Here is a 12,389-nt window from a genome sequence, read left to right as displayed (position 1 = left end):
CGGAGCGTCAGGCGGCAACTTCATCAACGAATAGTCATCAATATCGACGGAGTACCTTATGAGGCCCGCTTTCTCGGTCATCTTTCTCACGACGCTATGCGGAGCCGCGCAGGGGCTCATGCTCACGCTCGTGGCAATCGAAGCCAGCACGCGCATCACGGGCGCGAGCGTGCCTTCGGCGTTCTACGTGGTCGGCGCTGCGATCGCCGTGGTGCTCGGCGTATTGGGGCTGTTCGCATCGTTCTTCCACCTCGGGCATCCCGAGCGTGCATGGCGCGCGGTCGCGATGTGGCGTACGTCGTGGCTGTCGCGTGAATGCATCGCGTTGCCTGTGTTTCTGATATTCGCGTCGGCGTACGGTTTCGCGCATTGGGTAGGTTGGGGCGGCACGCTCGCCATCGGCCTGGGCGGCGCGACGACGAGCCTCGCCCTGTTCGTCTGCACGGCGATGATCTATGCGTGCTTGCGGTTTCTGCAGGAATGGGCCAGCCCGTTCACGCTCGTCAATTTTACGCTGCTCGGCTGCGCCTCGGGCTGCACGCTGGCCACGGCTTGCGCGGCCTGGTGGGCGCCGATGCTGGTGGGCACGCTTGCTTCCGGGGCCTGCGTCCTGACCTTCGCCGCCTGCGCCACGCGCCTGGCGTCGCTCGCGCGCAACGCGCGGCTCAAGCCGAAGTCGACGGTGCAAAGCGCAACGGGCATCCGCAACAGCAAGGTCGAGCAAAAGTCGCGCGGCTTCACGGCGAGCGCATTCAACACGCGCGAGTTCTTTCACGGCCAAACGGTCGACACGTTACGCGTCGTCAAAGTCGTGTTCATCGCCGCTGCGTTCGCGGTGCCGTTCGTGCTGACGGGAGCGGGCGCGCTTGCGCCGCGATCGCTCGCCGCGGCCATTGCGTTGGGCGCTGCGTTCGTGATCCAGTATGCGGGGCTCGTGGCCGAGCGTTGGTTCTTCTTCGCCGATGCACGACACCCGCAGAACATCTACTATCAGCGCGCGTCGTAACGTTGGATTGACGCGGGCGTCGACGCGGTGTGTCGACGGCCCCCTCGAACTCAAACCGCCGGTTGCTGGGCACGCACGCATTGCGCGAGCGCGCTGACGCCGGGCTCGATCCGTTCGAGCGCAATGGCGGAAAAGCCCATGCGGAAGTGGCGACGTGCGTCCGTATCGTCGTTCATGAAGAAGACGCTGCCTGGCTCGATGAGCACGCCGACGGCTTGCGCGTCGGCGGCCAGGCGCTCGGCATCGAGCCATGTGGGTCCCTCGACCCACGACGAAGCGCCGCCGGTGATCGGCACATAGCGCAGTTGCGGCAGATGTGCATCGAGCGCGGCCATCAGCGCCTGCGATCGTTCCCGATATGCATGCGCGAGACGCCGTAACAACGCGTCGTGGTGGCCCAGTGCGAGAAACGTCGCGAATGCGCGTTGCACGTAGCCCACCGGATGCCTCACCATCAGGCGCCGCAGCGCGCGCAATTCGCGTATCAATTCCCGCGGGCCGACGACATAGCCCAGCCTCAGGCCCGGTGCGAACGTCTTTGAAAGGCTGCCGACATAGATCACGCGATCGGCGGTGTCGAGACTTTTCAGCGCGGGGTGAGGCGTGCCGGAGAACGTGTTCTCGCTCTCGTAGTCGTCTTCGACGATCACGAAGTCATGCTGCTGCGCCATCGCCAGTAGCGTTCGACGCCGCTCGATCGGCATGGTGGCTGTCGTCGGACACTGATGGCTCGGCGTGACATAGACGTAATCGCAGCGCGCGAGTGACTCGTCGAGCGCTTCCGGCGCGATGCCGTGCTCGTCGATGCCGAGCGGGACGAGGCGAGCGTGGCGATTTTCGAAGATGTTGCGCGCGTCGGGATAGCCGGGATTTTCAAAGCCGACCGTCGTGTCTTTGCCGGTGAGCAGATCGGCGATCAGATACAACGCCTGCTGACAGCCATTGGTAATGATGATTTCGTCGGGCGCCGCGAACACGCCGCGCCGCGGCAGCACGCGCGTGCGAATTTGCTGGATCAGCGATTCGTCGTCGCGTTCGATCAGATCGGGCGCCCAGTTTCGAATCTCCATGATCGACAGCGCCTTCATGCAGCATTCGCGCCAATCGTTGGTTGGAAACAACGATTGATCGAATTGCCCGTAGATGAAGGGATATTCGTAATGCTGCCAGTTCGCAGGCTTGACGATATTGCGTTGGCTCGACGGCGGATGAACGATGCGTTGCCGCCAGTTCGGGCGACCGACCGCTTCGTCGTCGCTCGCGGCGTACGCATTCACGGGTGCCGTGCCGAAACGCGGCAAGCCGTGCAGCATATCGGGGTTGACGAAATGTCCGCTGCGTTCGCGAGAGATCAGATAGCCTTCTTCGACCAGCATCTGATACGCGAGTACAACGGTGTTGCGTGCGACGCCAAGCTGATCGGCCAGCTCGCGGCTCGACGGCAATGCCACCTCGGGCGCAAGCTGCCCATCGAGGATGGCGGCTACGAGCATCTGACGGATCTGATCCTGCAGGCTCTTCTTCGATCCCGACGACCGTTGAAATTGCTGGGCCCACATGGCTGTCGGGGTGCGGCTCGGCATGCTCTCTCCTGGCGTCGTTCGGGATCGTCAATGATGATGCGCGTGTTGATCGCGTGATGCACGAGATCATACTGAGAACGACGCTGTCCAGGCGATCCGGTCAAACATCGGTGGCTTTCACGGCGTGCGTGTGCCGATCAAGGCGCGAGACGATGCAGCACGAAGTGCGGCGCTTGCAGCGCCGCCTCCTGCATCTCTTCCGGCTTCAAATGATAGGCCAGCAGCACCGGGCTGCTTAGCACGACAATCAACAGATATTTCACGATTGCCTCGTCACGGGGGCGTGAGGCTGTATGACGAATCGATCGCCTATGGCGGGCTGAAGAGCAGAACCCATGCCATGAACTCGAATCGGGTGTGTGACTCGCTATCGGCGGAAATACGTCGCGTTGACTGAGCAAGTCCAGCTTGTTCCACTTCCGGAGCAGGTGCAGCTCGAGGTCCCTGCGAAGGTCCATCCCTTCGATAGCCAATTGACCCTGTCCTGCTCCGCCGCAGCGATTGCGGAACGGCAAGCGTCCTGCTGATCGCTGCCGCTGCTTGAGTAGGATCCCATGGAAGTGGCGGCGATCGCAGCCGCGCTAAAAGTAGCGATGAAGACAATCATGAGCACCGATTTCATCCTGCGTCTCCTTTCCGGGGTTGACACGGCGGCCCCTCCATCCTATAACCATCCCATTGGATGGTGATCGGATGGAGAATGAGAGCGAACAAAACCCCCCCTGCACTCCCGGTGCCGCCCCGTCCGAAGGGTGGCGAGACGGAAAAGATCACCATCAATCTGGGCCCCGTCGACCTCGGCCAGATCGACCTGCTGGTCGAAGAAGGCTTTTACTCGAACCGCACGGATCTGATTCGAACGGCGATCCGTAACCAGTTGGCAGTCCACGCCCAGACCGTGAATGAAACGGTTACGCGCCGGGCGCTGGTACTGGGTCTACAGCACTTTTCGAAGGAGGACCTGGAGTCGGCGCGGGCGGCCAAGCAGCGCCTCAACATTCATGTGCTGGGGCTGGCCAGCATTGCATCCGATGTTACGCCTGAACTCGCGCTTGCCACGATCGCGTCGGTCGTGGTGCTGGGCGCATTCCACGCTTCGCCCTCGGTCAAGGCAGCGTTAGCAGGAAGGATCAGCTAACCCGTCCCGCTGCTCGAGCCACCATACGGACAACGATGATGAAGATGAATGAAGATTTCCTTTCGTCGATGCAAGAGGCGATGCACCTGCTGCGTACCGCAGGGCCGCTTGAAGCTACCGCGGCGATTCAACGCGCGCTGCGCGGGCGCGATGGCAGCGCCGAGCGCGCGGCGCCGGAGCCACCTGTCGACGCGCATCACGCACTCGGGCGGCTTCGCGTCGACGCGCTCGACGGGAGCCAATCCGCACGCGCGAGAGCAACGGAGGCGTTCGTTCGCCCGCATGTCGCCAGGCAGGCCGATGTGGAGGACCGTGGGCATTTCAGTGCGCTCGCGTACGTCAACGACGCCGGGCAGCGGGACTACAAGCTCTACGTGCCCAGCGGGTACCGAGGGGCGCCATTGCCGCTGATCGTGATGTTGCATGGCTGCACGCAAGACGCAGACGATTTCGCGGCAGGCACCCGGATGAACACGTTCGCCGAGCGTCACGACTGCCTCGTTGCATATCCGATTCAGTCGAAGCGGGCGAATCCGTCCGGCTGCTGGAACTGGTTCAAGCCGGGCCACCAGCAGCGGGAGCGGGGCGAACCTTCGTTGATCGCGGGAATCACGCGTGACGTGATAGCCAATCACAGCGTCGATCCGGCTCGTGTGTATGTCGCCGGTCTGTCGGCAGGCGGCGCCATGGCCGCGGTGATGATTCACACTTATCCGGAACTGTATGCCGCGGCGGGAATCCACTCGGGTCTGCCGTATCGCTGCGCTCACGACGTGCCGTCGGCGCTTGCCGCGATGAAGGGCGCCGTAGGGGCACGGCGTGGGCAGGGCGCCGACGGTCACGATGGGGCGACAGTGCCGAAGCGACCGTTGATCGTCTTTCATGGCGACGCCGACACGACAGTTCATCCCTCCAACGGCAGCGAGCTCGTGCGGGCATTCAGCGCTAGCACGTCCCCCGTCACTGAGCGACTGGATCGCCCAGGGCGTGCATGCACGCGGCGGCGCCTGACGGCTGCCAACGGCATCGATGCGGAGTATTGGATCATCCACGGTGCACCGCATGCGTGGGCTGGCGGCAGCGTCCGCGGGACGTACACGGATGCCACTGGCCCCGATGCCAGCGCGGAGATGGTGCGATTCTTTCTCGCGCATCCACGGCACCTTGAATAACGCATCTCGATTGCGTGGTTCTCCGCAATAGCCGTCTTCATAAATAGCGCGACGGTTGTATTAAATCGAAACCGGCCAGCGGTCGCGACTCTCGTGCGAGGCGGCGCACTCATAATCCGATGGCACGCGGCGAGCGCGGTGTAGTATCTGATTCGCAGGGTCGCCCTGCGCGGCATTTCGGTACGTCGCGAACGCGGTCGGTGAATCGCGTCGGGGCTTTGGGGAGAACGATGAGGGGCTGGCTCGTAGCATGGGTATGCGCATGCATGCTGTCGGTTGCTGCGGCGCAAGGTACGCCGGCTGCCTCCACACCAGGGACGTCCGTCGCGGGAGAGAACTACCTGGCCGCGGCGAAACGCGTCGTCGATGCCGCGGCGCAGCCGGCCGCACCTTGGAACGGGCCGCGCACCGGGCCGCGGGCGCAACCTGGGAAACGGGTCGCCGTCGTCGCCGAGGATTTGCGCAACGGCGGCATCGTCGGCGTGATCGACGGTGTGCTGGAGGCGGCCAAGGTCATCGGCTGGCGTGTGCAGATATTCGACTCCGCCGGCATGCCGGATCAGCGGCTGAAGACGCTTGCAAGTGCGCTGGTCAATCGTCCGGACGGACTCATCATCGTCGGTGGCGACGCACGCGCCCTGTTGCCCGGGTTGCGGCCGTTTGCCGAGCGGAAGATTCCAATCGTCGGCTGGCATGTCGCGGCCCAGGCCGGACCGGTGTCCGGCACGCCCGTGGCGATGAACGTAACGACGGATCCGCTCGAGGTCGCGCGCGTGACCGCGCTGGCGGCCATCGTTCAGTCCGGCGGGCATGCGGGAGTCGTCATCTTCACGGACTCCAATTTTCAAATCGCGCAAAGCAAGGCAAATGAAATGGCCGCCGTCGTGCGCGCGTGCAGCGGTTGCAGCTTGCTCGAAGTGCGCGACGTGGCGATTGCGCGCAGCCAGGAATTGATGGCGGGCACGACACGCGCGTTGCTCGAGCGGTATGGCAAGCGCTGGACATATGCGCTCGCCGTCAACGACATCTACTTCGACTACGCCGCCCCGGTGCTGACCCAGGCTGAAATGCCGAGCACCGCCATGGCCATGCTGTCGGCCGGCGACGGCAGCGAGTCCGCCTTCCTGCGTATCCGAACGGGCAGCTTCCAGACGGGCACCGTGGCAGAACCCGTGAATTTGCACGGCTGGCAATTGGTCGACGAGTTGAACCGGCTCTTCGCCGGGCAGCGCGTCACCGGATACGTGTTTCCGGTGCATCTCGTGACGGCGGACAACGTCGCAGCGGACGGCGGCGATCGTCTGCTCTACGACCCCAACAACGGCTATCGCGACGTCTATCGCCGCATCTGGCAACGCCCGTGAAACTTCAGCTCCCACGGTCACTCTCCGCGCAGTTCACGCTCGTGGTTTCTTGCCTCGCCACCCTGGTGGTGGCGGTCGGTGCCACGACCATCTACTCGCTGGCCGGTTCGGTTTACGCCATTCGCCAGTTGGCGGAACAGCGGCTGGCTCGCCAGGAAGATGCACAGGACCTGGCACAGCGCACGCTGATGATCGAACGCCTCGCATTGGAGTTGTCCAATGACGATGCCGTGGGCTCCGTACGCGAGACACATCGGCATGTCATGGAGCAGTTGGCATCCTTCGACCGCCTGGTGGACCGCCTGGCCTCCGCGACCGCGCCCACGAGCGAGAACGTCGGTGTCGACGCGCTGGCGCTCCATCGATCGAGTCAGCGCTTCCGCAATACGGTCAACATCGAGGCGCAGGTCCGCGAGACGGCGTTGGTCGCCGCAGTCGCGCCGGGGGCCGCGCCGCGGCCCGGGGCGTCATTGGCCAGCCTCGATGACGATCTGCGCCGCCAGGCCGACGCCATGGCCACGGCGGCGCACGAGCAGTCCGAGTATTTCACGCGCGATTACCGGAAAGCGGTTGAAGATCTGGCTGCAGACCTGGACCGCACGCGCAAGTGGGTGGGTGGCGAAGTTGCGGTGAGCCTGCTGCTTGCCTGGCTGATTGCCCGGACATTCCTCGGTCGCCACGTCGTGGAACGGCTGCGTCGGGTCAGCCACTTTCTGCGCCACGGCGATGTCGACGGTGCGCGAGCCGGTGTGCCCGTTTACGGCGGCGATGAGATTGCGGATATGGCGCGCGCCGTCGAGCAGTTCCTCGAAGACCGGCGACAGCGCAGGCAGGCCGAGGATGCGCTGAAGAATCTCAATGCAGAACTCGAAGCGCGCGTCGCACAGCGCACTGCCGAACTCAGCAAGGCGCTAGCAGGCCAGGCGGCCGAGATCATCGAACGGCAGCATGCCGAAGAGGCTGCGCGAGCAAGCGAACATTTTCTTGACAGCATCATCGAGAATATTCCCGACGTGATCTTCGTCAAGGATGCAGCGACGCTGCGCTTCGTGCGATTCAACAAGGCTGGAGAGCAACTGCTCGGGTATCGGCGAGAGGAACTCATCGGCAAGTCTGTCCATGATCTGTTTCCGGCGGAGGAGGCAGCTTTCTTCGCGCTGAAGGATCGTGAGGTACTGGAGTCACAGCAGATGGTCGATGTGCCGGAGGAGCCGGCCCACACGCGTCACGGGCTGCGTCTGGTGCATACCATGAAGATCCCGATCCTCGACGCGCGCGGCGAGCCGCAGTTTCTGCTCGGCATCTCACGTGACATCACAGAGCAAAGGCGTGCCGAAGGGGAACTGCGCCGCTATCGCGAGCACCTCGAAGATATGATCCGCGAGCGAACGGCCGAACTGGCCATCGCCAAGGAACGCGCCGACGCAGCCAACCAGGCCAAGAGCGGCTTTCTCGCGCACATGAGCCACGAGTTGCGCACGCCGTTGAACGGAATCTTAGGCTACGCGCAGATCCTCAAGCGCGATAAGAGCCTCGGTCAACGCCAGATGGAGCGGGTCGCGGTGATCCAGCACAGCGGCGAACACCTGCTTGCGATCATCAACGACCTCCTGGATATGGCCAAAATCGAAGCCGGAAGGGCGGAACTCAATCCGTCCGACATTCGGCTCGATGGGTTCATCGACTTCATCGCCGAGACGATTCAGGTGAAGGCAACGGAAAAGGGCCTGGGCTTCGCGTGCGAGATGGCCCCCGATCTGCCCGCGGGCGTGCGGGTCGACGAAAAGCGGCTGCGCCAGGTGCTGCTCAACTTGCTCTCCAACGCAATCAAATTCACCGAAGAGGGAACCGTGCGCCTACGCGTCAGTTGCCTGCCGCCCGCACGGCTGCGGTTCGAAGTCGAGGACACCGGCATTGGCATAGACGAAGTGCGTCTGGAGGCGATCTTCCGGCCATTCGAACAGGTGAGCGATGCTCAGCACCGGTTCGGAGGCACAGGGCTCGGCCTGGCGATCAGCCGGCAGCTGGTGCGCTTGATGGGGGGCGAAATCCACGTCGATAGTCGCCGCGGCGTTGGGAGCACTTTTTCGTTCGAGCTGAACGTCCCGGTGGTGGCGCCTCAGCCACCTGTCGCTGCGCCTGAATGGACGGTGACGGGCTATAAGGGGCCACGCAGGACCATTCTCGTAGTGGATGATGTAGCGGCAAACCGTTCTCTGGTGGTCGATCTGCTCGGCCAGCTGGGATTCGACACCGTCGAGGCCGACGATGGACTGGAAGCGATCGAGAAGGCCAAAGCCCACCGGCCGGAGCTCATCCTGATGGACGTCGTCATGCCGGGGATGGACGGACTCGAAGCCACGCGGCGGCTGCGCGAAATGCCGGCGTTCGGGAATCTGCCCATCGTTGCCGTCTCCGCCGGCGCGTCGGGGGGGCACGCTAAAAACAGCTTGGCTGCCGGTGCAAACGCCTTTCTGTCGAAACCGATCGATTTCAGTGAGCTCTTGTCACAGATTGCGGCTCTGTTGAACATCGAGTGGAACGACGAGATGCCGGAGACGCAGACCGTCGGCGCGGGTCGAACGGCTGTACGCGCCACCGAGCCCTCCGTGGGGACTTTGGTCGTACCGCCGCGGGAGGAGATCGAAGCGCTGCACCACCTGGCGCGAATGGGCGACATGCGTGCCATCGTGCAACACGCCACACACCTGAGTGAGCTCGATGAGCGCTATCGTCCTTTCGCCGACCACCTTTGCCGGTTGGCGAGGGATTACCGGTCGAAGGCGATCCTCCGCTTCGTCGAGCATTATGTGGCAAGAAGGGAAGTCCCTTGATCTTGCGTTAGCTCATACCGGCCGCCCATCACAGTCAACTTCAGCAGCCATTGTCCAGGGCGCGCGTTGCGCTGCAGCACGAGCGCTTGGGTCAGATGCGGGTACGTGAAGTGCTACCCAGCAAGCGTCGGCGACCCGGTCGGTCTTGACAATAACGGAGATAAGGCCATGGACGATCATCAACCTTCGAATACACCCGATCCCATTCGCCGCAAGATTGTCGCCGCGCTCGCGGGCACCGTCGCGTTGTCGGCTTGCGGCGGAGGGGGCGGGTCGTCCGGCAGCACCGGTGCGACGAGCGGCATTCCGCCCGATCGCGCGAATCTTCCGCGGCCTGCATTGCCAGACCCGGCGACGTCGGGCGTCGATCACATCGTTCTGGTCACGATGGAGAATCGCTCGTTCGATCACATGTTCGGCTGGGTACCGAACGCCGAGCACCAGCAGATTCGTCAATTCCCCGATGCGTTCGGTCAGCTGCAATCGTCGTTCGCGTTGACGTCGAACCCGGCGTACGGATTCCAGGCATGCTCGTTCTCCGATCCGAACCATACGTACGAAGGCGGACGCGTCCAATTGGCCAACGGCGCGATGAACGGCTTCCTTCTGACGCCCGGCACGAGTCTCATGCGCGGCGACCTGCTGCCCATTGGCTACTTCGGCCAAGCCGATCTCGATTTTTATCGGGGAGCCGTTACGCAATACACAGTGTGCGACTACTTCATGACCGGGGTGTTGTCGGCCACGTTTCCGAACCGTCTCTATCTGCATAGCGGCGAGACCGATCGTCTCGACGACAGCACTGGAACGTCGACGTTGCCGACCATCTGGGATCGGCTCGACGCAAAGAACGTCTCGTCGACATACTATTTCCACGACGTGCCGATCACTGCGCTGTACGGCACACGCTATGTCGGCCGCTCGAAGTTGTTCTCGGATTTCCTGTCGGATGCGGCGTCTGGCAACCTGCCGTCGTTCTGCATGGTGGATCCGAGCTTCTCGGGGGAAGCGCAGGGGACATCCAACGACGATCACCCCCATGCCGACGTGCGCAATGGGCAGGTGCTGCTCGGCCAGATCTATGAGGCGCTGCGCACCGGGCCGCTATGGAGCAAGACCCTGATGATTCTCGTGTATGACGAATGGGGCGGCTTCATGGAGCACGTGGTGCCGCCCGTCAAGCCGGTGTCGACGGCGGAAAAGAGCGTCGGCAACGATGGCCGGCTGGGGTTCCGCGTGCCGTGCATGCTGTTGGGGCCGCGCGTGCGCGCGAACAACGTATCGCGCTATCCGTTGGATCCCAGCTCGATTCATCAACTGATCGCATGGCGTTTCGGTCTCGACCCATTGGGTGTGCGTGCAACCGACCCGAACACCTTCAACATGGCTTATGCGCTCGACTTCACCGACGCCGCGCGAACGGACTCGCCTGCCATTGCGGTCACGCAGGGCACATTCGGCGTCGCGTGCTCGACGGCAGGCATCGTACCGGGGCTCGGCGGAGTCGATCATAGTCAGCAGACCGCTCCCACTTCGGCATCGGAGACAGCGGTCGCACCACCCGGGGGACGCTTTGCGGAGTTGCGGGCGAAGGCGACCGCGTTAGGTTTTCCTAGTGGTGGGTAAATTGTACGAAGCGCTTGTACGGCTTGGGTACGGCTCGCGAGCAGCCTCGTCGGTATTGCGCGTGGCCAGTCGCAAGCCAAAGTTACGTCAGGTGAATGAGGACTGATCCCTCCGATATCTCCGGTGCGCTCACGCCCGTGCTCCCGGCGTTTTTCGCGATCCAGTCCTTGGCTTTTTGTACGCTTTCGTCAATGCCCGCCTTGTTCTCGCATACCGTCACCGAAAATCCGCCATCGCCGCTGCGTGCGAGGGTGTAGCCGACAAAGCCTTCGACGGAACGCATTAGTTCTTCGACGTCGGTCTTGTGCTTCTCGAGCAGATCGAACAACTCCTTCGCGCCCTTTCCGGAAAATCTCCTGATAACAGTTTGCATGATTGCGTTCTCCTGTTTGATGGACCAGCGGGACGAGCATGCCGACGAACAATGGGTGCAGCGTGTAACTACTCTTTCCGACAGCGTGGAGTGTGTGGAAGTAACGGAGAAGGCCGCGCAGCTGATTTTCGCGACCCATACCAAGTGTAGTCACTGTGCCGTCGTAGTAAACCTGGGAAGCGGTGCCAAATCCTGGCGCCTTCGGCCAGCGTTCGCAATTGGCCGCCCTCTACCTGTCCGCGATCGGCGGCACACGCGCCGGAGCGGACGCTGGTCGCATCCCGCAACGGACATTCAGCGCGCGTTCATTGGTACGAGACTGCGCTGTCGAACGCCCCTGGCTGAGAAGGAACGGACACCGTCCTTCCTTCGGGGAGTTTTACACGGCGGGCGTGGCATCTTCTGCGGCGAGCGCGGCCTTGACCGTGGCGCGTGCGCCGATGCGGTCCATGAAGCGTGCAAGCGCCGGCCAGCGCTTGATGTCCATCGAGAAGTGCGGCAGCCACGTCAGCACCGTATACAGGTAGGCGTCCGCCACGCCGAATTCGCCGAGTAGGTAGTCCTTGTGCGAGAGCGTGGCGTCGAGGTTATACAGGCGCTTGTATAACTTTTCCTTGATGATGTTTTTCACGCTGTCGGGAATATCGCTGCTAAACAGCGGGCTGCAACCGGCGTGGATTTCTGAGGTGATGAAATTCAGCATTTCCTGGAGCCGCACCCGTTCCCAGGTGCCGTTCGCCGGCGCGAGATTCGCTTCGGGCTTCAGGTCGGCCAGGTACTGGAGGATGGCCGGTCCTTCGGTCAGCACCTCGCCGTTGTCGAGCTCGAGCGCGGCGACATAACCCTTCGGGTTGACCTCCAGGAAGCTGCGGCCCTCCGAGGTCTGTTTGGTCTTGTTGTTCACACGGACCAGTTCGAACGGCAGGCCGAGTTCACGCAGGACGATGTGCGGAGACAGCGAGCACGTATGGGGAGCGAAGTAGAGTTTCATGAGCTTGCATCCTTCGATGACGTTGAAACGGGCTGGCACGATACGCCCATCAATCCTTTCTCATATGCGGCATTAAAATGCGGCCCGCTGATTTCCGCCATTCTTGCTGCATTACGTGCCCTCGGCTTAGTCGATGCGCCGATATCGATATCACTACGACGATTATCGTGATTGCTGCCTCTTTTGAATTCCGAGTGGGTGATGTTAGCGGGTCAAGGGCGGGCGTAAGCCCGGCGCAGCGAACCCTTGAGGCGCTCTGAATCGACAAGCTGAGGTATGGCTGGTTGCGGCAGAATGCGGCA

The 12,389-nt window shown here is 62.8% G+C and carries 10 protein-coding genes; 6 read left to right on the top strand and 4 right to left on the bottom strand.

Translation table 11 applies throughout. The features are described from left to right. The first annotated feature begins 58 nt into the window (after positions 1–58). Positions 59–1,006, top strand: coding sequence for a DmsC/YnfH family molybdoenzyme membrane anchor subunit (locus tag GWC77_RS11975; protein WP_173257122.1), 948 nt, complete (start codon positions 59–61; stop codon positions 1,004–1,006). Positions 1,007–1,056: 50 nt separating this feature from the next. Here GWC77_RS11975 and GWC77_RS11970 read toward each other — a convergent pair whose 3' ends face one another. Both GWC77_RS11970 and GWC77_RS30095 read right to left on the bottom strand, forming a co-directional pair. Continuing rightward, positions 1,057–2,589, bottom strand: coding sequence for a PLP-dependent aminotransferase family protein (locus tag GWC77_RS11970; protein ID WP_173257121.1), 1,533 nt, complete (start codon positions 2,587–2,589; stop codon positions 1,057–1,059). Positions 2,590–2,726: 137 nt separating this feature from the next. Further along, positions 2,727–2,852: a hypothetical protein gene (locus GWC77_RS30095; RefSeq protein ID WP_302181357.1), complete on the bottom strand. Its 126-nt coding sequence runs from the start codon at positions 2,850–2,852 to the stop codon at positions 2,727–2,729. 437 nt (positions 2,853–3,289) lie between these two features. Here GWC77_RS30095 and GWC77_RS11965 point away from each other — a divergent pair, with 437 nt between their 5' ends. From GWC77_RS11965 to GWC77_RS11945, 5 genes are all read left to right on the top strand, one after another. Beyond that, a complete protein-coding gene (locus GWC77_RS11965) occupies positions 3,290–3,727 on the top strand; it encodes a CopG family transcriptional regulator (protein WP_173257120.1) in 438 nt (145 codons plus the stop codon). Between the two features lie 38 nt (positions 3,728–3,765). After that, positions 3,766–4,899, top strand: a complete 1,134-nt coding sequence (locus GWC77_RS11960) for a PHB depolymerase family esterase (RefSeq protein WP_173257187.1) — start codon at positions 3,766–3,768, stop codon at positions 4,897–4,899. Positions 4,900–5,129: 230 nt separating this feature from the next. Then, positions 5,130–6,263, top strand: a complete 1,134-nt coding sequence (locus GWC77_RS11955) for a substrate-binding domain-containing protein (protein ID WP_173257119.1) — start codon at positions 5,130–5,132, stop codon at positions 6,261–6,263. Then, positions 6,260–9,097 (top strand): ATP-binding protein, encoded by a 2,838-nt coding sequence (locus GWC77_RS11950; protein ID WP_173257118.1) that lies wholly within the window; start codon positions 6,260–6,262, stop codon positions 9,095–9,097. Before GWC77_RS11955 ends, GWC77_RS11950 begins: the two co-directional genes overlap by 4 nt. Positions 9,098–9,265: 168 nt before the next feature. Further along, a complete protein-coding gene (locus tag GWC77_RS11945; RefSeq protein ID WP_173257117.1) occupies positions 9,266–10,723 on the top strand; it encodes an alkaline phosphatase family protein in 1,458 nt (485 codons plus the stop codon). Positions 10,724–10,805: 82 nt separating this feature from the next. Here GWC77_RS11945 and GWC77_RS11940 read toward each other — a convergent pair whose 3' ends face one another. Next, a complete protein-coding gene (locus GWC77_RS11940; protein ID WP_173257116.1) occupies positions 10,806–11,096 on the bottom strand; it encodes a hypothetical protein in 291 nt (96 codons plus the stop codon). Positions 11,097–11,475: 379 nt separating this feature from the next. Further along, on the bottom strand, positions 11,476–12,087 hold the full coding sequence (gene gstA / locus GWC77_RS11935; RefSeq protein ID WP_173257115.1) for a glutathione transferase GstA: 612 nt from the start codon (positions 12,085–12,087) through the stop codon (positions 11,476–11,478). Positions 12,088–12,389: the final 302 nt, after the last annotated feature.

Origin of the sequence: Paraburkholderia sp. NMBU_R16, from assembly GCF_013282575.1 — a bacterium.
Taxonomy (GTDB): domain Bacteria; phylum Pseudomonadota; class Gammaproteobacteria; order Burkholderiales; family Burkholderiaceae; genus Trinickia.
The sequence above is the reverse complement of the archived record's forward strand: the minus strand, read 5'-3'. Positions and strand labels throughout refer to the sequence as shown.